26 protein-coding genes are annotated in these 25,440 nt (G+C 67.3%); 13 read left to right on the forward strand and 13 right to left on the reverse strand.

Annotated features, from left to right (window positions below):
• Positions 1-972: 972 nt before the first annotated feature.
• Both CR919_RS12075 and CR919_RS12080 read right to left on the reverse strand, forming a co-directional pair.
• Positions 973-1,536, reverse strand: coding sequence for a TlpA disulfide reductase family protein (locus tag CR919_RS12075; protein WP_099820219.1), 564 nt, complete (start codon positions 1,534-1,536; stop codon positions 973-975).
• Positions 1,533-2,807 carry a YihY family inner membrane protein gene (locus tag CR919_RS12080; RefSeq protein ID WP_032977469.1) on the reverse strand — a complete coding sequence of 425 codons (1,275 nt, stop codon included), beginning with the start codon at positions 2,805-2,807 and terminating at the stop codon, positions 1,533-1,535. Before CR919_RS12080 ends, CR919_RS12075 begins: the two co-directional genes overlap by 4 nt.
• Before the next feature lie 77 nt (positions 2,808-2,884).
• Between CR919_RS12080 and wrbA the strand changes: the two genes are divergently transcribed.
• The 3 genes from wrbA to CR919_RS12095 all read left to right on the forward strand — a co-directional run bounded on the left by wrbA (position 2,885) and on the right by CR919_RS12095 (position 4,375).
• On the forward strand, positions 2,885-3,478 hold the full coding sequence (gene wrbA / locus CR919_RS12085) for an NAD(P)H:quinone oxidoreductase (protein WP_093818977.1): 594 nt from the start codon (positions 2,885-2,887) through the stop codon (positions 3,476-3,478).
• On the forward strand, positions 3,475-3,810 hold the full coding sequence (locus CR919_RS12090; RefSeq protein ID WP_099820220.1) for a DUF2069 domain-containing protein: 336 nt from the start codon (positions 3,475-3,477) through the stop codon (positions 3,808-3,810). Before wrbA ends, CR919_RS12090 begins: the two co-directional genes overlap by 4 nt.
• 79 nt (positions 3,811-3,889) lie before the next feature.
• Entirely contained in the window at positions 3,890-4,375 is a 486-nt protein-coding gene (locus tag CR919_RS12095) for an asparaginase domain-containing protein (RefSeq protein WP_033830416.1), read from the forward strand.
• 117 nt (positions 4,376-4,492) lie between these two features.
• On the opposite strand, the gene CR919_RS12100 is transcribed toward CR919_RS12095, so the two are convergent.
• From CR919_RS12100 to sufT, 3 genes are all read right to left on the reverse strand, one after another.
• Positions 4,493-6,232, reverse strand: a complete 1,740-nt coding sequence (locus tag CR919_RS12100; RefSeq protein ID WP_099820221.1) for a S8 family peptidase — start codon at positions 6,230-6,232, stop codon at positions 4,493-4,495.
• 450 nt (positions 6,233-6,682) lie between these two features.
• Positions 6,683-7,777 carry a branched-chain amino acid aminotransferase gene (locus CR919_RS12105; protein WP_099820222.1) on the reverse strand — a complete coding sequence of 365 codons (1,095 nt, stop codon included), beginning with the start codon at positions 7,775-7,777 and terminating at the stop codon, positions 6,683-6,685.
• A gap of 59 nt (positions 7,778-7,836) precedes the next feature.
• Complete coding sequence (gene sufT, locus CR919_RS12110; protein ID WP_025877975.1) at positions 7,837-8,388, reverse strand: putative Fe-S cluster assembly protein SufT; 552 nt, start codon at positions 8,386-8,388, stop codon at positions 7,837-7,839.
• 121 nt (positions 8,389-8,509) lie between these two features.
• Here sufT and CR919_RS12115 point away from each other — a divergent pair, with 121 nt between their 5' ends.
• Positions 8,510-8,929 carry a hypothetical protein gene (locus CR919_RS12115; RefSeq protein ID WP_099820223.1) on the forward strand — a complete coding sequence of 140 codons (420 nt, stop codon included), beginning with the start codon at positions 8,510-8,512 and terminating at the stop codon, positions 8,927-8,929.
• 158 nt (positions 8,930-9,087) lie between these two features.
• Here CR919_RS12115 and CR919_RS12120 read toward each other — a convergent pair whose 3' ends face one another.
• Positions 9,088-10,548 (reverse strand): NAD(P)(+) transhydrogenase (Re/Si-specific) subunit beta, encoded by a 1,461-nt coding sequence (locus tag CR919_RS12120; protein WP_099820224.1) that lies wholly within the window; start codon positions 10,546-10,548, stop codon positions 9,088-9,090.
• Positions 10,545-10,865: an NAD(P) transhydrogenase subunit alpha gene (locus CR919_RS12125; protein WP_089238935.1), complete on the reverse strand. Its 321-nt coding sequence runs from the start codon at positions 10,863-10,865 to the stop codon at positions 10,545-10,547. Before CR919_RS12125 ends, CR919_RS12120 begins: the two co-directional genes overlap by 4 nt.
• Positions 10,866-10,962: 97 nt before the next feature.
• On the opposite strand from CR919_RS12125, the gene CR919_RS12130 reads away from it, so the two are divergent.
• From CR919_RS12130 to CR919_RS12140, 3 genes are read left to right on the forward strand one after another with little or no spacing between them, the layout of a single operon-like run.
• Positions 10,963-11,547 carry an RNA polymerase sigma factor gene (locus CR919_RS12130; protein WP_099820225.1) on the forward strand — a complete coding sequence of 195 codons (585 nt, stop codon included), beginning with the start codon at positions 10,963-10,965 and terminating at the stop codon, positions 11,545-11,547.
• Complete coding sequence (locus tag CR919_RS12135) at positions 11,544-11,870, forward strand: hypothetical protein (RefSeq protein WP_099820226.1); 327 nt, start codon at positions 11,544-11,546, stop codon at positions 11,868-11,870. The genes CR919_RS12130 and CR919_RS12135 overlap by 4 nt, the downstream gene beginning before the upstream one ends.
• A 4-nt stretch (positions 11,871-11,874) precedes the next feature.
• Entirely contained in the window at positions 11,875-12,339 is a 465-nt protein-coding gene (locus CR919_RS12140; RefSeq protein WP_099820227.1) for a DUF3106 domain-containing protein, read from the forward strand.
• 72 nt (positions 12,340-12,411) lie between these two features.
• Here CR919_RS12140 and CR919_RS12145 read toward each other — a convergent pair whose 3' ends face one another.
• Together CR919_RS12145 and CR919_RS12150 are read right to left on the reverse strand one after the other, a co-directional pair.
• Positions 12,412-13,491 carry an NAD(P) transhydrogenase subunit alpha gene (locus CR919_RS12145; RefSeq protein WP_099820228.1) on the reverse strand — a complete coding sequence of 360 codons (1,080 nt, stop codon included), beginning with the start codon at positions 13,489-13,491 and terminating at the stop codon, positions 12,412-12,414.
• A 52-nt stretch (positions 13,492-13,543) separates the two neighbouring features.
• Positions 13,544-15,865, reverse strand: a complete 2,322-nt coding sequence (locus CR919_RS12150) for a DUF1631 domain-containing protein (RefSeq protein WP_099820229.1) — start codon at positions 15,863-15,865, stop codon at positions 13,544-13,546.
• Positions 15,866-16,197: 332 nt separating this feature from the next.
• Here CR919_RS12150 and CR919_RS12155 point away from each other — a divergent pair, with 332 nt between their 5' ends.
• Genes CR919_RS12155 through CR919_RS12170 form a run of 4 tightly spaced genes read left to right on the forward strand, consistent with a single transcriptional unit; the run spans position 16,198 to position 19,049 of the window.
• Positions 16,198-16,779 (forward strand): nitroreductase, encoded by a 582-nt coding sequence (locus CR919_RS12155; protein WP_099820411.1) that lies wholly within the window; start codon positions 16,198-16,200, stop codon positions 16,777-16,779.
• On the forward strand, positions 16,776-17,708 hold the full coding sequence (locus CR919_RS12160) for a 5'-3' exonuclease H3TH domain-containing protein (protein WP_099820230.1): 933 nt from the start codon (positions 16,776-16,778) through the stop codon (positions 17,706-17,708). The genes CR919_RS12155 and CR919_RS12160 overlap by 4 nt, the downstream gene beginning before the upstream one ends.
• On the forward strand, positions 17,705-18,259 hold the full coding sequence (locus CR919_RS12165; protein ID WP_049463930.1) for an NUDIX hydrolase: 555 nt from the start codon (positions 17,705-17,707) through the stop codon (positions 18,257-18,259). The genes CR919_RS12160 and CR919_RS12165 overlap by 4 nt, the downstream gene beginning before the upstream one ends.
• Positions 18,252-19,049 (forward strand): N-formylglutamate amidohydrolase, encoded by a 798-nt coding sequence (locus CR919_RS12170; protein ID WP_099820231.1) that lies wholly within the window; start codon positions 18,252-18,254, stop codon positions 19,047-19,049. Before CR919_RS12165 ends, CR919_RS12170 begins: the two co-directional genes overlap by 8 nt.
• A gap of 112 nt (positions 19,050-19,161) precedes the next feature.
• Here the strand turns inward: CR919_RS12170 and CR919_RS12175 are convergent, their stop codons facing one another.
• Both CR919_RS12175 and CR919_RS12180 read right to left on the reverse strand, forming a co-directional pair.
• The gene (locus CR919_RS12175) at positions 19,162-19,833 is read right to left on the reverse strand and encodes a hypothetical protein (RefSeq protein WP_099820232.1); all 672 of its coding nucleotides are present in this window, start codon (positions 19,831-19,833) and stop codon (positions 19,162-19,164) included.
• Positions 19,830-21,248: an MFS transporter gene (locus tag CR919_RS12180; protein ID WP_099820233.1), complete on the reverse strand. Its 1,419-nt coding sequence runs from the start codon at positions 21,246-21,248 to the stop codon at positions 19,830-19,832. The genes CR919_RS12175 and CR919_RS12180 overlap by 4 nt, the downstream gene beginning before the upstream one ends.
• 106 nt (positions 21,249-21,354) lie before the next feature.
• Here CR919_RS12180 and CR919_RS12185 point away from each other — a divergent pair, with 106 nt between their 5' ends.
• The gene (locus CR919_RS12185; RefSeq protein WP_099820234.1) at positions 21,355-22,239 is read left to right on the forward strand and encodes a LysR family transcriptional regulator; all 885 of its coding nucleotides are present in this window, start codon (positions 21,355-21,357) and stop codon (positions 22,237-22,239) included.
• A 244-nt stretch (positions 22,240-22,483) separates the two neighbouring features.
• Here the strand turns inward: CR919_RS12185 and pip are convergent, their stop codons facing one another.
• Positions 22,484-23,425 (reverse strand): prolyl aminopeptidase, encoded by a 942-nt coding sequence (pip, locus tag CR919_RS12190; protein WP_032977488.1) that lies wholly within the window; start codon positions 23,423-23,425, stop codon positions 22,484-22,486.
• A gap of 49 nt (positions 23,426-23,474) precedes the next feature.
• Positions 23,475-24,332 carry a peptide chain release factor N(5)-glutamine methyltransferase gene (gene prmC, locus CR919_RS12195; RefSeq protein WP_099820235.1) on the reverse strand — a complete coding sequence of 286 codons (858 nt, stop codon included), beginning with the start codon at positions 24,330-24,332 and terminating at the stop codon, positions 23,475-23,477.
• 533 nt (positions 24,333-24,865) lie between these two features.
• Here prmC and ahpC point away from each other — a divergent pair.
• The gene (gene ahpC, locus CR919_RS12200) at positions 24,866-25,429 is read left to right on the forward strand and encodes an alkyl hydroperoxide reductase subunit C (protein WP_025877950.1); all 564 of its coding nucleotides are present in this window, start codon (positions 24,866-24,868) and stop codon (positions 25,427-25,429) included.
• The last annotated feature ends 11 nt before the right edge of the window (positions 25,430-25,440 follow it).

Genomic DNA, 25,440 nt, shown 5'->3' on the forward strand with positions numbered 1-25,440 from the left:
GCGCCAAGCTACATGGCGATCGTCGAGATCCAGGCTTGCACGGCGGCCCACGCCGGCTCTCGACACCTACGCTGCCAGATTCCGATCAGATAAGGCTTGGCCGCGGCATCCATGCCGCGGACACCCCGCACTCCGACACCGCCCCACCTCTGACAGATCTCCGCGACTTGGTAGATCCACGCCATGCGTGGATGGATCTCCATCGGAATCGATTATTTCGACAATTGAACGAAGAGCATCCACGCATGGCGTGGATCTACGTGTCGACCAAGGTCGACACCCACCAAGAGCAGGCCATGCCATTCCGACAGTTGGCCGCGGCATCCATGCCGCGGACACCCCGCACTCCGACACCGCCCCACCTCTGACAGATCTCCGCGATCTGGTAGATCCACGCCATGCGTGGATGAATCTCCATCGGAATCGAATATTTCAACAATTGAACGAAAGGCATCCACGCATGGCGTGGATCTACGTGTCGACCAAGGTCGACACCCACCAAGAGCAGGCCATGCCATTCCGACAGTTGGCCGCGGCATCCATGCCGCGGACACCCCGCACTGCGACACCGCCCCACCTCTGACAGATCTCCGCGATCTGGTAGATCCACGCCATGCGTGGATGGATCTCCATCGGAATCGAATATTTCGACAATTCATCGAAAAGCATCCACGCATGGCGTGGATCTACGTGTCGACCAAGGTCGACACCCACCAGGAGCAGGCCATGACATTCCGACAGATCGCGGAAATCCGTCGAAGGCGGGGTGGGTCCGGTTGCGGGGGCGTGAGCGCCATGGATGGCGCGACCGAGCTTACAGGGACGTACTTGCAGCGTCCCCCGCAACCGGACCCACCCCGCCATCCCACGGAATGCCCGCCGTTGCTTTGGCCGTTGCCGTTGCCGTTGCTTTGGCCGTTGCCGTTGCCGTCGATTCGGCGGGTGCAGGGCGCAGCCTTGCCGACCCACCTGTTACTTGGCAGCCGCGATCTGCTGTTCGATGTCGGCGGCGGTGACCGGGCCCAGGAAGCTGTGCGCCAGCTTGCCCTGCGGATCGATCAGGTGGGTCAGCGGCAGGCCGCGCGGGGTGGCGAAGTCAGCCGGCGGGTCGAACGGATCGACGATCACGATCGGGTAGGTCACTGGATGCTTGGTCAGGAACGACTGCATCTCCGGCGCCTCAATGTCCTCGTAGGCCAGTCCCACCACTTCGATGTTGCTGCGCATGGCATGCAATGCCGACAGCTCGGGCATTTCCTTGCGGCAGGGTGCACACCAGGTCGCCCAGAAGTTCACCACCACCCACTTGCCGCGATGTGCGGCCAGGTCGTAATCACTGCCATCGACCGCCTTCATCTTCAGCGTCGGGAACTCGGCAGTGACGCGCTCGGCGGGCGTGTCCTCCACCGGCGCCGGCGCGGCCGGGGTCGGTGCCTGCGCGGGCGGCTGGCTGCTGGCCGGGGTCGGCTCCTGCGCGGGTTTGCAGGCGGCCAGGGCCAGCAGCGCAGCCAGCAGCAATGGGGTCTTGCAGGTCATGGGGCGTCTCCAGAATCAGGGTAGATGTCGCTGACGCGACGCTTGAGGCGTTCACGCAACGGCAGGCGCAACTCGTCCAGCGCAGCCAGTGCGGCCCGGCCGAGGCTGTCATCGCGGTAAGGCAGGTGTTGTTCGGCCACCGGAATGCGCAGCTGCGTGCATTCGTACAGATCGCCCAGGCTGACCTGGTCCAGGTCGCGGGCCAGCAGCCATTCACCGCGCTCATCACGGCGCAGCAGACCGATGCCCTCCAGGTGGCAGGCCAGGTCCTGCAGCAGCGAGTCGGTCAGCATCGGTTCCAGCCGCAGGATCTCATCATCGGCCAGGCCCCTGCCCTTGGCGCGTGCGTGCTGGAAGCGCCCGAGCAGGCGCAGCAGGCCATAGAACTCGTAGCCCTGCGGCAGGCGCAGTTCCACCGGCTGGTAGCGGAAGGCCGCCATCGACGATGCCAGCGACGCGCCCAGCAGCACGGCCACCCAGCACAGGTAGATCCACAGCAGCAGGATCGGCACGAAGGCCACCGTGCCATACAGCTTCTGGTAGGACTGGAAGCTGCCCAGATAAGCGCCGATGCCCCACTTCACCAGCTCCAGGATCACCGCGGCGAGAATCGCGCCTGGAACCGCGTGGCGCCACTTCACGGTGTGGTGTGGCACCACCCGGAACATCAGGGTGATGCAGACGAATTCGATCAGGATCGGTGCCAGCCGCAACGCGAGATCGGCCAGCCAGCGCCCCTCCTGCGTGCCGAACAGCGGCATCGCGAACACCCGCGCCGACACGGCCAGCGACGCAGCGGCGAGCATCGCGCCGAGGGTCAGCACCGTCCAGTAGACCAGGAAGCGGGTCAGCCGCGGTCGGCTGCTGCCGACGCGCCAGATCTGGTTGAAGGTCTCTTCAACACTGTTGAGGGTGATCAGCAGCGAGATGACCAGGGCGATGAAGCCGGCGGCCGTGAGCTGGCCCGCGCTGGCCGAGAACTGCCGCAGGTAGCCCTCGGCAGCGCGCGCGGCATTGGGCACGAAGTTGGAGAAGACGTAGTCGCTGAGCTGGTCGCTCCAGCGGTCGAACACCGGGAAGGCCGAGAGCACGCCGAACACCACGATCGCCAACGGCACCAGCGCGAACACCGTGGTGTAGGCCAGCGCGGCGGCCGCCTGGAACAGGCGGTCGTCGAGGAAGCGGCGCCACAGGAAGCGGCCGAAGCTGGCGGCGCGTGCGCGATCCCGCGCGCGCTCCATCCACAAATTGAGCGTATCCAAAGGTTCCATCGGCGCAAGGGTACCCGATGCGGAATCGATGCAGGATAGCCATACTGGCGTCCACACGATGAGGAGAGCTGGGCGCGATGGGCGAAATCCTGGTGCTTTACTACAGCCGCGGCGGTTCGGTGGCACGGCTGGCGCGCCAGATCGCGCGGGGCATCGGCGAGGTGCCGGGCATGGCGGCGCGACTGCGCACGGTGCCGCCGGTGGCCGCCGTCACCCAGACCGCGCAGCCGCCGGTACCGGACGATGGCGCGCCGTATGTGAGCGTGCAGGACCTGGTGGAGTGCCAGGGACTGCTATTGGGCAGCCCCACCCGTTTCGGCAACATGGCCGCGCCGGTCAAGCATTTCCTCGATGGGCTCGGCGCCGAATGGGTGAACGGCACGCTGGCGGGCAAGCCGGCCGGGGTGTTCACGTCCACCGCGTCGATGCATGGCGGCCAGGAGTCGACCCTGCTGTCGATGCAGGTACCACTGCTGCACCACGGCTGCCTGATCGTCGGCATTCCGTTCACCGAGCCGGCGCTGAGCCACACCACCAGTGGCGGCACGCCGTATGGCGCAAGCCACGTGGCCGGTGCCGCCGACGACCCGCAACCAACTGACGATGAGGCGGTGCTGGCACGGGCGCTGGGCCGGCGCGTGGCCGACATCGCGCAGCGGCTGGCACGATGAGCGCCGCGCCGCGCACCGTGCTGCTGCTGGCCTTGATGGGGCTGGCGGCGCTGTTTGCCGGCTGGTTCATCAACGACAGGCACTGGCTGGCCACCCAGCTGGTGTTCACTGCGCCGCCGCTGGCGCTGGCCATCGCCCTGCGGCTGGGCTGGCGCAAGGCCGGGTTCTGGGCGGCGGTGCTGGCGCTGGGCTGGTTCAGCCACGGCGTGATGAGCGCCTGGAGCCACCCGGAAACGCGCTGGCTGGCACTGATCGAAATCGTGCTGGCGCTGCTGGTGATCTTTTCGGCCAGCCTGCCCGGCCTGCGCGCCCGTTTCGGGCGGCGGCGCTGACGCTGCGCCCGGTGGGCCGTATCATCTGTGTTCCCGGCCCCGCGCCGCTGTACCTGCCTTGGTTTCGCGCATGCACATGATGGAAGAGCTCCTGGTCGTCACCACCGGTGGCACGATCGACAAGATCTATTTCGACGACAAGTCGGACTACCAGATCGGCGACCCGCAGATCGGCATGATCCTGCGCGAACTGGGGGTCACGTTCCGGTTCAACGTGATTCCGATCCTGCGCAAGGATTCGCTGCACATCAACGACGACGATCGTGAGCTGATCCGCGCGACGATCGCTGCGCAGCCCACCCGCCACGTGCTGGTGACCCACGGCACCGATTCGATGGTGCAGACCGGCAAGGTGCTGGCGACGATTCCGGACAAGACCATCGTGATGACCGGTGCGTTGAGCCCGGCGCGGTTCCGTGGTTCGGATGCGGAGTTCAACATCGGCTGTGCGATCGGTGCGGTGCAGTCGCTGCCGGCGGGGGTGTTCATCGCGATGAATGGCCGGATCTTCGATCCGCAGCATGTGCGCAAGAACGTGGCGGCGAACCGGTTCGAGTCGGTTTGAGGGACGTGTAGTGCCGAGCCCATGCTCGGCAGCCCTCTGATAGCCTAGCGTGGGCTCGGCTCTACAAAAAAACACCCCGGCCGAGGCCGGGGCGTGCCCATGGAGAGGGGCTTGGGCTCAGTACTGGGCGTTGAGGGTCACGCCCGAGAAGGTGCTGTACGCCTTCACCCGCACGTGCCATACGCCGGCAGCGGGGCTGTTGACGGTGCAGGTCTCGTTGTTGCCGCTCAGGTACGGGCGGCAGGTGTAGACGGTGTCGGTCGGGGCACTGCCCTGGCGCAGGTACAGGTCGGCGTCACCGCTGCCGCCGCTGATCGCCACGCGCAGCTGCGCGCTGCCAGCCGGGACGTTGACGGTGTAGCTGAGCGATGCGCCGCTGGCCGCGCCGAGGCCGGTGACCGGCACGTTGTTCTGCAGCACGGTGCCGCCCGGGTTGGGCGTGGTGCCGTTGATCGCGGCTGTCACTGCGGCATCGGCGTCGATGATGCCGGCGCCGCAACCACCCGAGCACGCACCCGGCAGCGGACGCGCGGTGCTCTTGATGATGCTTTCCACCTGCGCCGGGCTGAGCGGGCTCGGTGCCACCGACTGCATCAGCGCAACCACGCCGGCCACGTGCGGCGCCGCCATCGAGGTGCCGTTGTAGGACGCATAGCTGGCGCTGCCCGGGGTGGTGGTGCCGCTGTTGAGCGTGGACAGGATGCCCTGGCCCGGTGCGGAGATGTCGATGCCGGTGCCGTAGTTGGAGAAGCTGGCACGTGCGCCTGCCGAGGTGGTCGCGGCCACCGCGATCACGTTCGGGCAGTTCGCCGGGACCGACGAGGACACGTTGGTGTTGCTGTTGCCGGCAGCGACCACCACGGTGGTGCCACGGCCGACCGCGCCGTTGATGGCGTTCTGGTAGGTGGTCGAGCAGCTGCCGCCGCCGCCGAGCGAGAGGTTGATGACCTCGGCCGGATTGGCGTTGGCGGGCACACCGCTGACCGTGCCACCGGAGGCCCAGACGATGGCGTCGGCGATGTCGGAGGTATAGCCGCCGCACTTGCCGAGCACGCGCACCGGCACGACCTTGGCATTGAATGCGGTCCCGGCCACGCCGTTGCTGTTGTTGGTCACCGCGGCGACCGTGCCGGCCACGTGGGTGCCATGCCAGCTGGAGTTCGAGCCCGGGTAACCGGCCTGGCACTCGTTGTCGCCGTACCAGTCACCCTCGTCGTTGGGATTGCTGTCACGGCCACCACCATCGCGCGCCATCGCCGCGTCGCTGATGAAGTCATAGCCGGGCAGGATGTTGGCGTTGAGGTCGGCATGGTTGGTGATGCCGGTATCGATCACGGCCACGACCACGCCGGTGCCGGTGGCCTTGTCCCAGGCCGGGCGCACATTGATCGACGCGTTGGACGTACCGAAGCCCCACTGCTCGCTGAAGCGGGTGTCGTTCGGGGTCAGCGTCGCGCGCATGATCTGGTCGACTTCGACGTATTCCACGTTCGGGTCGGCGGCGAGCTTGCGCATCAGCAGTTCGGCGTCGGCCTGGTCCAGCGCACGGTCGGTCCTGACCACGGTGGAGCCGACAGCGAGCTTGCGGACCTGCTGCAGGCCCAGCGCGCGGCCCTGGCTGCTGGCGATGCCGGCAGCGGCGGTCTTCAGCGAAGAGGCGAGTGCGGTGGTGTTGGCCACCGGCGCACTGCCGTCGCGGTACTTCACGATGAACCGCTGGTGGGTCGGCGCGGACTGCAGGCCGCTGAGCTGGACATCACCGGCCAGCGCAGGCGTGGCCAGCAGCAGCGATGACAGGACGGACGCACCAAGGACCACCCACACACGACGCACACGCGGTTGCGTTACCTGGGACATCGGATTTCCCTTCTAATGGTAGGAATGCCGGAATCGGCAGAAGCACCGGCCTGAACCGTGGGCTGGCTTGCAATGGCGAGGTTCGGGTCCGGCGAGCCAGCGGATTCCCCTGACCATCCGCTGTGTTGATGACGCTAGTGGCTGAAACCGGACACCACAAGATTTTCAGCGTCTTTTCAGCAAGATGAAATGTTGGATCTGAGACTTTCCGGGTCGAGGGTTTGTGAAGGTGAAGGAACTTTCGCGTCACCTGCACGGACCTGACTGCGCAATGTCGTGTCTCGTCATGTCTTTGCCGACATAGGCGGCGGTAGATGCGGGGTCAGATCCCTTTTCCGTGGGAAAAGGGATCTGACCCCCCGGCTCACAACGCAAAAAGCCCGTCACAAGGACGGGCTTTCCGGAAGATCAGCCGAGCGTGGGCTCGGCTCTACAGTTCAATGCGGGCGATCAGCCCAGCTTGACCAGCCAGCCGTGGCGGTCCGGCAGGCGGCCGTACTGGATGTCGGTCAGTTCCTTGCGCAGCGACATGGTCACTTCGCCGGCCGGTGCATTGATGTCACCCACCGAGAAGCCCTCGCCCTTCAGCTGGCCGATCGGGGTGACCACCGCAGCGGTACCGCAGGCGAACACTTCGGCGATCTCGCCGGAGGCCACGCCCTGCTTCCACTCATCGATGGTGACCTTGCGCTCTTCGACCTTCATGCCGCGGTCGCGGGCCAGCTGCAGGATGCTCTCGCGGGTGATGCCCTCAAGGATACTGCCGGACAGTTCCGGCGTGACCAGCGTGCCGTCCTTGTAGACCAGGAACACGTTCATGCCGCCCAGTTCTTCCAGGTACTTGCCTTCGACCGGGTCCAGGAACAGCACCTGCGAGCAACCCTGTGCCTGCGCCTTCTGCTGCGGCAGCAGCGACGCGGCGTAGTTGCCACCACACTTGGCCGCACCGGTGCCGCCCTTGGCCGCACGCGCGTATTCGGTGGACAGCCAGATCGACACCGGGGCGACGCCCTTGGCGAAGTACGGGCCGGCCGGGCTGGCGATCACGTAGTAACCGGCCTTGTGCGCGCCGCGCACGCCAAGGAAGGCTTCGTCGCCGATCATGAACGGACGGAAGTACAGGCTCGACTCATCGGCCGACGGTACCCAGGCGCTGTCGACGGCGATCATCTGCTTCAGCGATTCGACGAAGATCTCCACCGGCAGTTCCGGCAGCGCCAGGCGCTGCGCCGAACGCTGCAGGCGACGGCCGTTGGCATCGGGGCGGAAGGTCCAGATCGAACCATCGGCATGGCGGTAGGCCTTGATGCCCTCGAAGATCTCCTGGCCGTAGTGCAGCACGGCCGCGGCCGGGTCCAGCTGCAGCGGGCCGTAGGCGCGCACGTTGGCGTTGTGCCAGCCGGTGTCCTTGTCCCAGCGCACTTCCACCATGTGGTCGGTGAAGTGCAGGCCGAAGCCCGGCTTCTCCAGGATCTGGGCGCGCTCTTCAGCGCTGCGCGGGTGGTCCGAACGGGTGACGGCGAAGCTGGGAATGGACTGGGACACCGGAGATTTCCTGTTCTGGTTGCGGGTAATGCCGGGCCCGCATCACTGCGGGCCGTGGGTCAAAGCATGCCGGTTTCGAGCCGGGCGGCCTCGGACATCATGTGCTGGTTCCACGGCGGATCGAAGACCAGCTCGACGTCGGCCTCGGCCACCGTCGGGATCATTTCAAGCTTGCTGCGCACGTCGTCGACCAGGATGTCACCCATGCCGCACGCAGGCGCGGTCAGGGTCATCTTCACGTCGATCTCGCGCTGCCCTTCGTCCAGATGCTTGATCTCGACCTCGTAGACCAGGCCCAGTTCGACGATGTTCACCGGAATTTCCGGGTCGAAACAGGTGCGCAGCTGCTGCCACACCAGTTGTTCGACCTGCTCGTCGCTGGCATCGTCGGGCAGCTCCAGCGGTGCCGGCGCCTCCTTGCCGATGGCATCGCCATCCTTGCCGGCGATACGGAACAGGTTGCCCTCGACGAACACCGAATAACTGCCGCCCAGCGCCTGGGTGATGTACCCATAGCTGCCGGCGGGGAGGGTCACGGTGTCGCCCTGCGGGACCATCACGGCCTCGCAATCGCGTTCGAAGTGGACAGGTTCGCTGCTACGGGAATACATGGGGACCGATATGGGGCTGCGGCCGAAGCCACGCAAGACGGCATTCTAACGTAGGCGCCCGGCCCTCGCCGGTGCACTGCGGCAAACCACAGTATCCTGTGGGCGACCTTCAGGAGCTTCGATGTCCTCCAATGCCGCACGTGCCAGGACCGTTACCTGGCTCTGGCCCTTCATGTTGTTGCTGGCGCTGGCCACCGCCCCCCTCGCCTGGATGCTGATCGCCCTGTTCACCGGCCGTCCGGTCGGCTGGATGGCGGTACTGACCGCCCTGGAACTGGTGTTCATGCTGCGTCTGGGCACGCTTGGCCCCGGCAAGCTGCGCATCGCCCTGGTCGTGCTGGGCACGCTGCTGGTGGCCGCCATCGCGAACTGGGCCATCGCCAGTGCCTGGATGGGCGGCTCGATGGGCCTGAACCCGTGGGATGCCTCGCTGCGGATGGGCCCGCACCTGGCCTGGACGCTGATCACCCTGGCCAACGGCGTGGTCGAATGGCTGTGGCTGGCGGTGGGCATTGCCGTAGGCGCCTGGCTGGCGCGTTGATCGCGCCGGTGATGCCCTGATGGATCCACGCCACGCGTGGACATGTCTGGTAGATCCACGCCATGCGTGGATGGGGGGGTAGCGCCGGGCCATGCCCGGCGAGCGCAGCGGTCTGCACGAAAAGCCGCCGGGCATGGCCCGGCGCTACCGGTACGGCCTCAATGCCCGCCGTCGAGCGCCTTCAGCTCACTGACCAGCGACGCCGCCGCCTCGGCACCATCGCCATACAGCATGCGCGTGTTGTCGGCGTAGAACAGCGCATTCTCGATACCGGCAAAGCCGGTGCCCTTGCCGCGCTTGATCACCACCACGTTGCGTGCGTTGACCACGTCCAGCACCGGCATGCCGTAGATCGGACTGGCCGGATCGGTGCGCGCCACCGGATTGACCACGTCGTTGGCGCCGATCACCAGCACCACATCGGTGGTGGCGAATTCGGGATTGATGTCGTCCATGTCCGCGATCAGGTCGTAGGGCACACCCGCTTCGGCCAGCAGCACGTTCATGTGCCCAGGCATGCGCCCGGCCACCGGGTGGATGGCGAACTTGACCTTCACCCCGCGCGTGATCAAGCGCTGTGCCAGTTCCCAGATCTTGTGCTGGGCCTGGGCCACGGCCATGCCATAGCCGGGCACGATCACCACACGTTCGGCAAAGCCCATCATCGCGGCCACGTCGGCAGCTTCAATGGGCTTCTGCGAACCGGAAATCGCCTGTGCTTCCCCCCCGGCGCCAGCGCCGAAATTGGAGAACAGCACGTTGCGGATCGGCCGGTTCATCGCCTTGGCCATCAACCGGGTCAGCAGGATGCCCGCTGCGCCGACCATCATGCCGGCGATGATCAACGCCTCGTTGCCCAGCACATAGCCCTCGAACGACACCGCCAGGCCGGTGAACGCGTTGTACAGCGAGATCACCACGGGCATGTCGGCGCCACCGATCGGCAGCGTCATCAACACGCCCAGCGCCAGCGCCAGCACGAAGAAGGTGACGATCGCCCAAGGGCTGAGCGTGCTGGCAGCGATGATGCCCAGCACCACTACGGCCAGCGCCACCAGCAGGTTCATCACCTGCTGGCCCGGCCAGGTCACGCGCTTGTCGAGGCGGCCATCGAGTTTGGCCCAGGCGATCACCGAACCGGACAGCGACACCGCACCGATCGCCGCGCCGACCACGGCCAGCACCAGGACCGTGCCGGACGGCTGCCGCGCGGCCAGGTCGGCCAGCGCCTGCGCGCTCCAGTGGGTGGTATCGCGGTTGGCCAGGAAGGCATAGCGCAGCAGTTCCACCGCACCGATGGCCGCCGCCGAGCCACCGCCCATGCCGTTGTACAGCGCGACCATCTGCGGCATGTCGGTGACCGCGACCTTGCCCGCCGACCACCAGGCCAGTCCGGCCCCCAGCAGCAGCGCCACCAGGATCAGCGGCACGTTGTGCAGTTCGGGCAGGAAGAAGGTCGCCACCGTGGCCAGCAGCATGCCCAGCCCCGCCCAGCGGATCCCACTGCTGGCGGTCATCGGCGAGGCCATGCGCTGCAGGCCGAGCAGGAACAGGGTGGCGGCAACCAGGTAGCTGGCCTTGACCAGCCAATCGAGCAGTTCGACGGTGCTGATGTTCAAGCCTGCGGCTCCTTCGGTTCATCGTTGCCGGTCTTGCGCACGCTCGGCTTGAACATCTCCAGCATGCGCGCGGTGACCACATAGCCGCCGGCTGCGTTGCCGGCGCCGAGCACCACGGCAAGGAACCCCAGGATTTTCTCCAGCGGTGTCTGCGCGTGCCCCAGCACCACCATCGCGCCGATCAGCACGATGCCGTGGATGAAGTTGGAGCCCGACATCAACGGGGTATGCAGGATCACCGGGACCCGGGAAATGATCACGTGGCCGGCAATGGCGGCCAGCATGAAGATGTACAGCGCCACGAACCCGTCACTCACCGGCAACGCTCCTGCTCTGTCTTCGTCGCCCCATCATAACCACGGGCTGAACCCCGCGCGCGTCCCGGTCAACCACGGCCGCACTCACGCGTTGTCGATGGTGACCCCTGCCGAGGAACCGTACCCTGTGCTGGTGAGCAGCCCTGTCCCCCCGAGCGCCGAGACCGATGCCCTGCCGGCGTCGCTGGAAGCGTTCCTGGCCAGCGTCGGCCCCCGCGCCTTCCGCTTCGCCGAGGCCGGCCTGCGCCAGCGTGATGACGCGCTGGATGCGGTGCAGGACGCGTTGATGCGCATGCTGGACTACGCCGACAAGCCGGCCGCCGAGTGGGCGCCGCTGTTCTGGAGCATCCTGCGCCGGCGGGTGATCGACGTGCAGCGCCGTCGCCGCTTCCGCCTGCCGTTCTGGCGCGACAACCAGGATGCGGAGGGTGGCGAGATCGACTGGGCCGATCCCGGCCCGGACCCTGCGCAGGCGCACGAGCAGCGCCAGCAGTACCAGCAGCTGGTGCAGGCGCTGCGCGAGCTGCCCGCCCGCCAGCGCGAAGCCTTCACCCTGCGCGTGCTGCAGGACCTGGACGGCGCCACCACCGCCCGCGCCATGGGCTGCAGCGAGGGCGCGGTAAAGACCCATCTGGCGCGCGCCCGACAGGCGCTGCAGAATCAACTGGAGATGCACCCGTGAACCGCCCCCTGCCTTCCGATGACGCCCTGCGCAGCCTGCACGCGCAGTCGTTGCAGGCGCTGTCGCCGGCCACGCTGGCACGCTTGCGTAATGCCCGTCACAGCGCCAGCAGGGCACACGCCGGTCGCTGGCGCTGGTGGCTGGCCAGCGCCTGTTCGCTGGTGATCGCGCTGGGCGTCGGTGTCCAGTTCGTCGGCCCGGGCGAGCATCAGGGCGCTACCACCACGCCGATCGCGGCCGCAGAAGAAGACAATGGCGCGCTGTACGACGAGAATCCCGATCTGTACCTGTGGCTGGGCGACAACGACCTGGCGATGGAGTGAACCCATGTTGCGATACCCCTCCCTGCCCCTGCTGATCGCCCTGACCCTGTTGCCGGCTGGGTCGGCCCTGGCGCAGGCCTCCGCACCGGTGCCTGCCACCCGGCCGGCACCTGCTGCCACGCCGCTGCCAAACTGGGAACAGCTGGGCCCGGCCCAGCGCGAGGCGCTGCTGGCGCCGCTGCGTGACCGCTGGAACGGCGCCGATCCCGCGCAGCGCCAGCGCATGCTGTCGCACGGCCAGCGCTGGCAGTCGATGAGCCCGGAAGAGCGCGACAAGGCCCGCCGCGGCCTGCGCCGCTTCGAACACATGAGCCCGGAACAACGTGAGCAGGCCCGGGCATTGTTCGGCCAGATGCGTGACCTCAGCCCGGCCCAGCGCGATGCCATGCGCGAGCGCTGGTCACAGATGAGCGCGGACGAACGCAGGGAATGGGTGCGCGACAACCCACCGCCGGCGAAGCCGCGGTAACCCGCCATTCGCACGCTGGGCCCCTCATCCACGCATGGCGTGGATCTACCGGAGAGGCCCGGCGCTACCAACTCATGCCTGCCAGCGGGTCTTGGCCAGCAGTTCGTCTTCCCAGTCGAAGCCCAGCTGGCCGTCGCGCACGAACAGGGCCACGAAGTTCATCAGGTTGCGCGCATACATCTCGCTGGCCTGGGTGGCGCCCCGGCTGGCCAGACCCAGCGGGCCATCGATGGTCACGCCCTGGTGCTCGATGCATTGGCCGGGCTGGGTCAGTTCGCAGTTGCCGCCACTCTCGGCGGCCAGATCGACGATCACGCTGCCCGCGGCCATGCCTTCGACCATCGCGGCGGTGACGATCGTCGGCGCGCGACGTCCCGGCACGGCGGCAGTGCAGACCACCACGTCCACGCTGCGCAGATGGTCGCCCAGGCGCCGCTGCTGTTCGGCGCGCTCTTCGTCGGTCAGCGCCCGCGCATAACCGCCCTCGCCTGCCGCACTTACCCCGAGATCGAGAAAGCGCGCACCGAGCGACTGGATCTGCTCGCGGGTTTCCGGGCGCACGTCGAAGCCCTCCACCTGCGCACCCAGGCGGCGCGAGGTGGCAATGGCCTGCAGGCCGGCGACACCGGCGCCGATCACCAGCACCTTGGCCGGACGCACGGTACCGGCCGCGGTGGTCAGCATCGGGAAGAAACGCGGCGCACGTTCGGCAGCGATCAATGCCGCCTTGTAGCCGGCCATGCCGGCCTGCGAACTGAGCACGTCCATCGCCTGCGCGCGCGTGGTGCGCGGCAGCTGCTGCAGCGGAAACAGGTGCAGGCGGTCATCCGAAGCCAACGCGGCCAGCGCCGGATCGGCGGCCGGAGTCAGCAGGCCGACCACACTGGCGCCCGGCTTGAGCTGCGCCAGCACCGCGGCCGGTGGCGCCTGCACGCACAGCAGGATGTCGATCTCGGCCCAACGGGCGGCATCGAAGGCGCGGGCACCTGCGTCGTCGTAGGCGGCATCGGTGAAACCGGCGGCCTGGCCCGCACCGGGCTGATACCACACGGTGATGCCCAGCGCACCGAGCTTGCGCGCCGTCTCCGGCGTGAGCGCAACGCGTCGTTCGCCCGGCGCGGTCTCCTTGATCCCCAGCAACGCCACGGCCATGCAGATTCCCGCTGATCGGTGAGTGGGTCCGATCCTAGCAGGCGTACGCGGCTCAGTGCAGCGTCGCGCCGCCCGGGTCGAGACGGTCGAGCACGCCCTGCATGGCGCTGTCGAAGGCGCCATCGTCAACGTGGGGACGCAGCCGACCCAGCCGCACCATCACCGCCAGTTCCTCGGGCGAGGCCACGCAGAAGCGCACGCCACGACGGTTGACGAACAGCAGGCGCGAAGAAATCGGGCTGATCCAGGACAGCTTGCCGGCCTGCACCTTGCCATCCTTGTCGACGAAGTCCAGCCAGTTGCCGATTTCCATCCGGCGGAAGCGATCGGCATCGGCGTTGTCGAAATCGTCGGTATTGAAGCTACTTCCCAGCTCCACGGCCGGCGTTTCCGGTGCCGGCGGTGCGGGCAGCACCACCTGCGGCAGCTCGGGCAACGCGCGCTCCAGCTCCGGTCGCGATTCGGCGATGCCCTGCAATGTGTCGTGCAGCGCGTCGACGGCTGCGGTGGCAGCGTCGCCATGCACGCCGACGCTGGCAAACACCTTGGCCAGCAGCGGCTGCCAGGCCTGCAGCCACGGCTTGCCGACAATCTGCCGGCGCGCCTCGGCCACTTCCTCCAGCAGGCCATCAGCCAGGGTCAGCGCCTCGGCCACCGAAGCCCCCTCCTCGCCCTCGCGCAGCAGCGCCAGGGTCAGGTGGTGCTGCCAGGGCTGGCGCAGGAATTCGGCGATCGCCGGCGGCAGGGTGGCATCGCCGATGCGGCGATCCAGTTCCGCGCCGGCACGGGTACGGGCCATTTCCAGCTTTTCCTGGCCGCGCTGGGTCTCGGCGGCCCGGCGCTCGGCGATTTCCACGCGACGACGGTGCTGTACCAGGAAATCGCGGAATTCTTCTTCCAGGGTCAGGAAGATCGCCAGGTTCTCGTTGAACTCGGCGACCAGCCGCTCGATGATCTCTTCGACCTTGGCCATCAGCATGCGCTCGGCCTGGCTTTCGCCGGTGTTGCCCTCGCAGGCCTCGGCCAGCGAGTTCAGCAGCTTGCGCGCCGGGTGGGTCTTCTGCACGAACATGCGGCGATCCAGCATCGCCACCTTCACGAACGGAACCACCAGGCGGCCGATCAGCTCACGCGAGCGGCCTTCCAGTTCACGCTCGTCGAGCATCACATCGAACAGCATGCCGACCAGGTCGATCGCATCCTCGTCCTGCGCGTCCAGCCGGGTCTGGCCGGGATCGACACCCAGCCGGGTGGCGCTGGACAGCACTTCGCTCTTCAGCCGCTGCGCCAACGATTCGCCGTCCTCGCCGATCGCCGCGCGCAGGGTCGCACTGGGCGTGGCCTGCAGCAGCGACAGCACCGACATCATTTCGCGCTGGCTCAACGGGCGATGCTGGCCGACCGCGACCTGCGCCGCAGAGGTCGCGTCCTCGCGCACGTGGCGGGTCTGCTGCAGCAGTTCGTGCAGCGCTTCCAGCAACATGCCCTGCTGGCCGGAATAGGCTTCACCGGACGCGCTCTCTTCGCCACCGGCATGCTGCTGCATGTGGCCACGACGCTCCGACCAGCGCGCGGCAAAACGCTGTGCCCAGGCCGGCGCGGCCTGTTCGTCGTCATTGAATTCGTTGTCGAAGCCCGGTGCCGTGCGCTGCTCGACCAGATCATCCAGGCCATGCGGAACGTGCTGCGCCGGGGCCGGCGCAAGCGGTCGGCGCGGGGCACCCATCTGCGACATCACCCCGGCCGCGGCCAGGTGCTCGTCCAGCTTCTCGTAGATCCGGCCCACCGGCGCGCGCAGATCGCGCTCGCACAGCTTGATCAGCACCAGGTGCACTTCCGGGGCCAGCTCACAGCCGGCGAAGGCTTCGTGGATGGCCACGCCCAGATGCTCGGGGCTGATCGGGTTGCGGTCGGCATCAAGGTCGATACCGCCGCCCAGCCAGCCCAGGCGGCGGTCGAGCCGCGCCAGCACCGGCTTGAAGTCGCGCAGCAGCACGGTGGCGAAGTTGCGCACCGCCAACCTCGATTCCAGTACATGTTCCGGTACCAGGCTCAGGCCGTCCTGGGCCTGCCCGGACAGGGTCAGCTCGGCAGAGACGGGCTCGCCCGCAGCCAGGCCGGCCCAGGCATGGCCGAGGTGGCCGGCAAACGCGCCGGCAATGTCCTCACGGCGGCGGCGCAGCTCGCGCATCGCGTCCAGGAACAGCAACTGCGACGAGCCGGCATTGCCGGCACGGTCGAACAGGGCATCATCGAAGCGGGCCAGTGCCGCGCCAAAGGCCTGGCACAACGCCGGCAGGACGATGTCCCGGGCAAGCTGGAGCTGGGCCGGGTCACGGCCCGGCGATCCCATCGGAGTGGGCGCGCTCATCATTCGGGAAGGCTCCCCACCTTCTCTGGTGCGACAGACATCATGGACATCGCGACGGCCGGTACACCCCATGCACCGGTCCCTCGATGGTAGGCCGGCCAGCCCATCACGGACAGTGAAACAGTCCTCACTTCAAACCTCATGAACGGCGGCCCGGCAGTATTGCGTATCGTAAGCCGTGCAGGGCCTGCGAGGCGAGGGGAAGCGGGGCTCCGTGATCCGCCAGTGGCATGATGTTCATCACAGTTTGCTATTCAGGGGCCTGACGCGACACAAACGGCGTCATCTACCTCCCCGACTATAATCAGCGACCCGTGATGACCGGTTCAGACTCCATGCCCGACCCAGCTGCCCTGCTTGCCCTGGATGCCCGCCGTTCGGTGCCCTCGCGGCAACTGGGCGAGCCCGGACCAGACCCGGCCACCCTGCAGCGGATGCTGACCTCGGCGGTGCGCGTGCCCGACCACGGCAAGCGCGTACCGTTCCGCTTCCTGAAGATCGCCGGCGATGCACGTCACACTCTGGGCGACTTCCTGGCCGCGCGCAGCCGTGAGCGCGACCCGCATGCCGGCGATGCCGTGTTCGAGAAGGACCGCCAGCGCTTCAGCCATGCACCGCTGGTGATCGTGGTGGTGGCCAGCCCGCGCCCGGACCCGAAGGTGCCCGCCCAGGAACAGCTGATGACCGCCGGCTGCGTGTGCTTTGCCCTGTTGCAGGCGGCCCAGGCGCTGGGCTTCGGTGCGCAGTGGCTGACCGCGTGGATGGCCTTCGATCCCGCCGTGCACGCGCATCTGGGGCTGGCCGAGGGCGAAGGCATCGCCGGGTTCATCCACATCGGCACGCCCAAGGCCGAGGTGCCCGAGCGCGAGCGCCCGGACCCGATGGCGCTGCTGCGTGACTGGACCCCGCCGGCATGACCCTGCCGGCACCGCCGCCGCTGTACCTGGTCGACGCCAGCATCTATGTGTTCCGCGCCTGGCATTCGCTGCCGGACGAGTTCCAGGACAGCCAGGGCTGGCCGACCAACGCCGTGCATGGTTTCGCCCGTTTCCTGCTCGACCTGCTCGAGCGCGAACGCCCGCGGCACATCGCCATCGCCTTCGATGAAGCGCTGGACAGCGGCTTCCGCCACCGCCTGTACCCGGCCTACAAGGCCAACCGCGACCCGGCACCGGAAGCGCTCAAGCGCCAGTTCGTGCACTGCAAGGCGTTGTGCGCAGCGCTCGGCCTGGCGGTACTGGCCCATCATGATTACGAAGCCGACGACCTGATCGGCAGCGCCCTGCATGGCCATCGCGCCAGCCATCGTGGCGTGATCATTTCCGCCGACAAGGACCTGTCGCAGCTGCTGCTCGACCACGACGAGCAATGGGATTACGCACGCAACCAGCGCTGGGACGTGGCCGGGGTAAAGGCCCGGCACGGCGTGCACGCGCACCAGATCGCCGACTACCTGGCGCTGTGTGGCGATGCGGTCGACAACATTCCGGGCATCAGCGGTGTCGGCGCCAAGTCGGCGGCCGTGCTGCTGGCCCATTTCGGCAGCATGGACGTGCTGTACGAACGCCTCGACGAAGTGCCGTTCCTGCGCCTGCGCGGCGCGGCGCAGATGGCGGTGCGCCTGCGTGAGCAGCGCGAGCATGCCCAGCTCTGGCGCCAGCTGACCACCATCGCACTGGACGCCCCACTGGAAGGCTGCCAGCCCGGCATGCCGCGCCAGGCGGCCGATCCGGAGCTGCTCGGCGGCCTGTGCCAGACCCTGCGCTTCGGCCCCATGACCCGCCGCAGGCTGTTCAATGCCGCCGGCATTTCCGACCCCGTTCCCACTTCCAGCGAGCCCGCATGAGCCAGCGCAATACCGAAGCACCGCGTGTCGTCTACGAAGGCAAGTACCAGCGCATGGTCGTGCGCGGCAGCTGGGAGTACAGCGAACGCACCCACGCCGGCGGCCTGGCCGCGATCATCATCGCCGTCACCCCCGAGGACAAGGTGCTGTTCGTCGAACAGTTCCGCGTACCGCTGCAGGCACCGACCATCGAGATGCCGGCCGGGCTGGTCGGCGACATCGATGCGGGCGAGTCCATCGAAGTTTCCGCGGTACGCGAACTGGAAGAGGAAACCGGCTGGACCGCCGAGCACGCCGAAGTGCTGATGATCGGTCCTACCTCCTCCGGTGCCAGCAGCGAGAAGATCGCCTTCGTCCGTGCCACCGGCCTGCGTCGCATCGGCGAAGGCGGCGGCGACGAGAGCGAAGACATCACCGTGCATGAGGTTCCGCGTACGCAGGCGGCCGCCTGGCTGGTGCAGAAAATGGCCGAAGGCTATGAAGCCGACGCCAAGCTGTGGGCCGGCCTGTGGATGATCGAGCACCATCTGGACGGCCGCCCCCGTGGCTGATGCCGGCCAGCACGCGCTGCCGGCGCTGCTGGGCGCCGACGACCCGGCGATCTACACGATCCACCGGTCGCAGGGCGCCTCGCCGTTCCTGCTGCTGGCCGATCATGCCGGCCAGCAGGTGCCGCGTGCGCTGGCCGATCTTGGATTGCCGCAGACCGAACTGGACCGCCATATCGGCTGGGACATCGGCATCGGCGGCACCACCCGTGCACTGGCCGAGCGGCTGGATGCGTGGGCGATCGAGCAGACCTATTCGCGGCTGCTGATCGACTCCAACCGCCCGCTGATTTCGCCCACGCTGATCCCCGAGGTCAGCGACCACACCGTGGTGCCAGGCAATGCCGGGCTGTCGCCCGCGCAGCGGCAGCAGCGCATCGATGCGATCCACGCGCCCTACCATGCACGCATCGATGCCGAACTGGATGCGCGCCGCAATGCGGGACGGCCGACGCTGCTGGTGATGATGCACAGCTTCACCCCGGTGATGAACGGCGTTGAACGTCCGTGGCATGCCGGCGTGCTGTACCACCAGGACACCCGTTTTGCCCACGCCCTGCTGCAGGCGCTGCGCGATGAAGGCGACCTGGTGGTGGGCGACAACGAACCCTATTCGGTCAACCGCAGCAGCGACTACGCGGTGCCCGTGCATGGCGAAGGCCGTGGCCTGGTGCACGTGGAACTGGAGATCCGCCAGGACCTGATTGCCGATGACGCCGGGCAGCAGGCATGGGCGGAGCGGTTGGCGCGGATTTTCAGCGCGTTGCAGCCGCGGTTGTTGGCGTTCGGATGACCGCATCCGCGCATGGCGTGGATCTACTGCAGCGCTGACGGACATCCGCATCCGGCGAAAAACGAACGAGGCCGGTTCCCAGTAGATCCACGCCATGCGTGGATGATTTTCGTCAACGCAGCACGGGCGCATCCATCCACGGGAACGGCTTGAAGCCGTGCACCTGCACGGTCGCGCCGATCGCTGCAAAATCATCCTTGATGGTCTGTGCGCGGTTGCGATCCAGGGCTTCGCCCAGCACCAGCGGCAACGCGCGGCAGCGTGCCAACGCCTCGCCCACCGGAATATCCAACAGACGCGCCACGCGCTGTGTCGCAGCCTTGATCTGCTCGTCCGCACAGCCCGCCAGCGTCAACTCGAACGCAGCGAAGATGCCCGGCCCGACACCGGCGGCGCGTGCGGCGGCCTGCTCGACGGCACCCGCCTCGCCCAGTGCTTCATCGACACCGTCCACCTGCAGGAAGGCGTCGTACTCGGCGTAGTACGCCAACGCTTCCGCGTAATCGTGCAGGGAAGAAAGCGGACGCTGGCGCTTCTGCACATCCAGGACGTCAGCGAACGTGGCCGGTTCCAGGTAGGTCGTCAGACCCAGCGCCTGCGCGGCTTCGGGCACCTCACCGTCATCATCGAACGCGGCGTCTTCATCGGCCGGCAACCAGAAGCGCGCCTGCAGCAGGTCGTCATCGGTTGCGTGCACCCAACCGAATGACGCCCATACGTCGTGGTCGTCATTGCAGGAGGCAAACGCCTCCAGCGTCTGGCGAAGATCAAGCAATGCAATCATGCGTCGTTGGGCAGGGCGTCGGGAGAGCTGCAGTCTACCCGTGCCGGACGCAGGCCCAGCGCGATGACCACGCCGAGCGCGGCGAACAGCGCGGCACCGTACTGTGCATTGACCATGCCCTGCAGGGCATCGGCACTGGTTGCTGCCTGCGTACCGCGCGCGGCATTGGCCACCATCACCAGTACCGCCAGCCCCAACGCGCCGCCGATCTGCTGTGCGGTGGCGGCCATGCCGGAGGCTACACCCTGCTGCGGCCCCGGCACGCCCTGCCCGGCCACGATCCACATCGCCGTCCAGCTCATGCCCTGGCCGACGCTGAGCACCACGATGCCCGGCAGCAGCGGCCAGTAACCGGCGCCGTGCGGCATCGCCAGCGCCACCGCGGCGATGCCGACGGCACCAGCGGCGAAGCCCCACGCCAGCACCTGCCGCGGCGAACGGCGCTGCAGCATGCGCTCGGCAATGCGGATGCCGAAGGTGCATACCAGCGTCGGCAGCAGGAAGGCCATGCCAGCCTGCAGCGGGCTCCAGCCGTAACCATCCTGGAAGTACAGCGCCAGGAAGTAGTACTGCACGCCATAGCTGCTCATGAACGCGAAGGTCAGGCCGAGTGCTGCACGCAGGCCAGGCAGGCGCAGCAGTGCGAACTGCATCAGCGGATCACGGCTGCGCTTTTCGATCTGCACGAACACCGTCAGCAGTACCGCTGACAGCAGCAGGCAGATGAGCGTGGCCGGCGCGGTCCAGCCCCACTCCGGTCCCTGCACCAGGGTGGTGACCAGCAGGCTGCCGCCGGCGGTGACGGTGAGGCAACCGGCCAGGTCGAAGGAACGGCCGCGCACGCGCGGGCCATCGGCCGGCAGCCACGCGCCCGCGGCAACCGCACAGGCCGTGGCCAGCGGCACGATCACCGCCAGTACCGCCGGCCAGCCGAAGGCCTGGGTCAGCACGCCGCCCAGCAGCGTGCCCAGCGCCAGGCCCGCCGCACTGGCCATGCTCCAGATCGCCAGCGCGCCGTTGCGCACCGGGCCTTCGGCATACAGGGTATTGATCAAGGCCAGGGTGGCCGGGAACAGCAGTGCCGCACCGATGCCCTGCGCCGCACGCGCCACGATCAGCAGCGTGGCATTGGGCGCCAGCGCGCCCAGCAGCGAGGCCAGCGCGAACAGCAGCATGCCCAGCCGGTAGAAACGGCGGCGGCCGAGCAGATCGGCCGCACGCCCGCCCAGCAGCAGGCTGCCACCGAAGGCCACGGTGTAAGCGCTGACCACCCACTGCAGCTGCTGCGCATTGATCTGCAGCGCGCGGCCCATGTCGTGCAGGGCCACGAAGATGATGGTGGCGTCCAGGGCGATGATCAGCTGCGCGGTGGCCAGCAGGGTCAGCGCCCAGCGCGGGTATTTCAGGGGAGGCATGCGGCGCCCGGTGCGGAGGGGGGACGGCAGTCTCATTGATGCCGGTGCATCAATAAACCCCCTAAGTGCGATTTCTGTCATGATTTTCGGCATGAATGGATCCTCGATGGACCTCAATGCGGTGCGCATGCTGGTGCAGGTGGCCGAGGCGCGCAGCTTCACCGTGGCCGCCGGTCAGCTCGGCCTGAGCCAGTCCGGGCTGTCACGCGCGATCGGCAGGCTGGAAGCGTCGCTGGGAGTGAAGCTGCTGCAGCGGAACACCCGCAATGTCGCGCTGACCCCGGATGGCCAGCAGTTCGTCGAGCAGGTGGGACCGTTGCTGTGCGGCATGGAAGACGCCGAGCGGCTGCTGGCCGACCGCCCCTGCACGCCCTCGGGGGTGCTGAAGATCAGTGCGCCGTCGATGTTCGGGCGCAAGGTATTGGTGCCCTTGCTGGGGCCGTTGCTGCAGCAGCATCCGCAGCTGCAGGTGGAAGCGGTGCTCAGCGACCGCCTGGTGGATCTGGTGGAGGAAGGCTTCGATGCCGCCCTGCGCACCGGCACCATCGCTGACCAGCGGATGGTGGCGCGTCCGTTGAAGCCACTGCGCTGGGTGACCGTGGCCAGCCCGGCCTACCTGGCCGCGCAGGGCGAGCCGGCCGATGTGGCGGCATTGCAGGACCATGCCTGCCTGGCGGTGCGCAACCTGCGCAGCGGCCGGCTGGTGGACTGGCAGTTCCTGCAGGACGGGCAGCTGCGCGAGGTCACGCCGCCGACGCGGATGGTGTTCGACTGCGGCGACCCGTTGGTGGAGGCAGCGATCGCCGGCATCGGCATCGTGCAGGTGATGGATTTCGCGGTGGCCGACGCGTTGGCCGATGGCCGCCTGCAGCGCGTGCTGCAGCCGTTTGAAGGCCGCAGCCGCGCGTTGTCGTTGATCTATCCGCCGTCGCGGCAACACTCGCCAAAGCTGCAGGTGCTGGCCGAGGCGTTGCTCGCCGGGGATTGGTAGATCCACGCCATGCGTGGATGAGATTCAAACACAGGAGCAGCCAGGCATGGCCTGGCTCTACTGGGCCGTAGTAGATCCACGCCATGCGTGGATACCGACCCGTAGTAGATCCACGCCATGCGCGGATACCGACCCGTAGTAGATCCACGCCATGCGTGGATACCGACCCGCAGTAGATCCACGCCGTGCGTGGATGATTCAACGCGAGAGCAGCCAGGCATGGCCTGGCTCTACCACGACCCGATCAGGCGAAACTATCGGTGGCGCGCACCAGCGCGTCGACGTTCTCGGCTTCGAACGCCGAGTGGCCCGAGGCCGGGGTGATCTCCAGCTTCGCCTTCGGCCATACCTTGGTCAGGTCCCAGGCGTTGGCCAGCGGGCAGACCACGTCGTAGCGGCCATGCACGATCACGCCCGGGATGTCGGCGATGCGGTGCGCGTCGCGCAGCAGCTGGTCTTCCACTTCGAAGAAACCGCCGTTGACGAAGTAGTGGTTCTCGATGCGGGCGAACGCCAGCGCGAAATGCGGGTCTTCATGGCTGTTGATGAAGTCGTCGTCCACATGCAGGAAGCTGGTCGCGCCTTCCCACACCGCCCAGGCCTTGGCCGCATCCAGACGCGTTGCTTCGTCTTCGCTGGTCAGGCGGCGATGGAAAGCAGAGATCAGATCGTGGCGCTCCACCGCCGGAATCGGCTTCAGGTAGTGCTCCCACGCATCCGGGAACAGGCGGTTGGCGCCTTCCTGGTAGAACCATTCCAGTTCCCAGCGGCGCAGCATGAAGATGCCGCGCAGCACCAGTTCGGTCACGCGCTGCGGATGGGTTTGGGCATAGGCCAGCGCCAGGGTCGAGCCCCAGCTGCCGCCGAACACCTGCCAGCGATCGACCTTCAGGTGCTCGCGCAGCTTCTCGATATCGGCGACGAGGTCCCAGGTGGTGTTGTCCACCAGATCCGCGTGCGGGGTGGAACGACCGGCGCCGCGCTGGTCGAACAGGATGATGCGGTACTTGGCCGGGTCGTGGAACTGGCGCATCTTGTCGCTGCAGCCGCCGCCCGGGCCACCATGCAGCATCACCACCGGCTTGCCGTCCGGGTTGCCGCACTGTTCGAAGTACAGCGTGTGGCGGTCGTCGACCTTCAGGGTGCCGACGTCGTAGGGGGTGATGGCGGGGTACAGCGTACGCATGCTTGCAGCTCCGTGGTGGTGCCCTGCCCTTGGCAGGAGAACCCCCATTCTAGGCCGGTCGCCGGCCCAGGGTGACCCGGTCGCGCTGCTCCAGGTCCTGCACGGTCTGCACGTCGCTGTAGCCGGCCTGCTCGAACAGCGCGCGGATGGCATCGCCCTGGTCCCAGCCGTGCTCGATCAGCAGCCAGCCGCTTGGCTGCAGGTGGTCGGCGCCGCCGGCGACGATGCGACGGATGTCGTCCAGCCCATCCACGCCGGAGGCCAGCGCGGTGGCCGGTTCGAAGCGCAGGTCGCCCTGCACCAGGTGCGGGTCGTCGCTGGCGATATACGGCGGGTTGCTGGCGATCAGATCGAAGCGTTCGCCGCGCAGCGGCGCGTACCAGTCGTGACCACCTTCGGCAAAACGGACGTTGCCCAGCTCGTGGCGCGCGGCGTTGCGGGCCGCCACCGCCAGCGCAGCGGCACTGGCGTCGGTGGCCAGTACCTGCGCCTGCGGCCGCTCGCTGGCCAGGGCCAGGGCGATGGCGCCGCTGCCAGTGCCGAGGTCGGCCAGTTGCAGCGCGCGGTCCGGTGGCAGGCGGTCCAGCGCCAGCTCCACCAGCAGTTCGGTCTCCGGGCGCGGAATCAGAGTGGCCGGGTCGACCTCCAGGTCCAGTGTCCAGAAGCCACGGTGGCCAGTCAGGTAAGCCACCGGTTCACCCGCAAGGCGACGGCCCAGCAGGGCCTTGAAAGCGGCCTGTTCGGCGACCGGCAACGGATCGGTGGCATGCGCGAACAACCAGCTGCGCGGTCGCTCCAGCACATGCAGCAGCAGCAGTTCGGCCTCATGGCGGGCGTCGACGCCGCCCAGCCGGGTACTCGCGTCGGTCACGACTTGGCGCAGGGTGGGTTCGGGTTGCAGAGACATCCGGCAATTGTAGAGCCGAGCCGATGCTCGGCTACTTCTGGAACAGCCGAGCGTAGGCTCGGCTCTACAGGTCCACTGGAACAGCCGAGCGTAGGCTCGGCTCTACAGGTCCACTGGAACAGCCGAGCGTAGGCTCGGCTCTACAGGTCCACTGGAACAGCCGAGCGTAGGCTCGGCTCTACAGGTCCACAGCCGAGCGTAGGCTCGGCTCTACAGGTCCCCAGCCGAGCGTGGGCTCGGCTCTACGGATCCACAGCCGGGCATGGCTCGACGCTACAACGTGCTGGAATCCGTTCAGGTTCCGCCAGAGGGGATAAAGAGGGGCTATCAGCCCTCTTCACACGTCCAGGAAGATTTTCCTTGTCACACAGGCAGTTGCAGGATGGACGTGGCCGGATTCAGTGCCTGCTCATTGGATTTTGATAGTCTCCATCTATCAAATAGATGCAATCAATGCATTATCCTTATCGAAATGGAACCGGTAACCTAGCTCCTGTCGATTCACCCACTCCCCTTCACCCAGAGGAAAAACGATGTCCCTGATCAACACCCAGATCCAGCCGTTCGAAGCCAATGCTTACCTGAATGGCGAGTTCATCAAGGTCTCCGACAGCACCCTGAAGGGCCAGTGGTCGGTCCTGATCTTCATGCCGGCAGCCTTCACCTTCAACTGCCCGACCGAGATCGAAGACGCCGCTGACCATTACGCCGAGTTCAAGAAGGCCGGCGCCGAGGTCTACATCGTCACCACCGACACCCACTTCTCGCACAAGGTCTGGCACGAAACCTCGCCGGCCGTCGGCAAGGCCCAGTTCCCGCTGGTCGGCGACCCGACCCACCAGCTGACCCGCGCCTTCGGCGTGCACATCGAAGAAGAAGGCCTGGCCCTGCGCGGCACCTTCATCATCAACCCGGAAGGCGTGATCAAGACCCTGGAGATCCACTCCAACGAGATCGCCCGTGACGTCTCCGAGACCCTGCGCAAGCTGAAGGCTGCCCAGTTCACCGCCGCCAACCCGAACCAGGTCTGCCCGGCCAAGTGGAAGGAAGGCGAAAAGACCCTGACCCCGTCGCTGGACCTGGTCGGCAAGATCTAAAGCAGTACCCG

Source organism: Stenotrophomonas sp. LMG 10879, assembly GCF_002750935.1.
Lineage (GTDB): Bacteria > Pseudomonadota > Gammaproteobacteria > Xanthomonadales > Xanthomonadaceae > Stenotrophomonas > Stenotrophomonas lactitubi_B.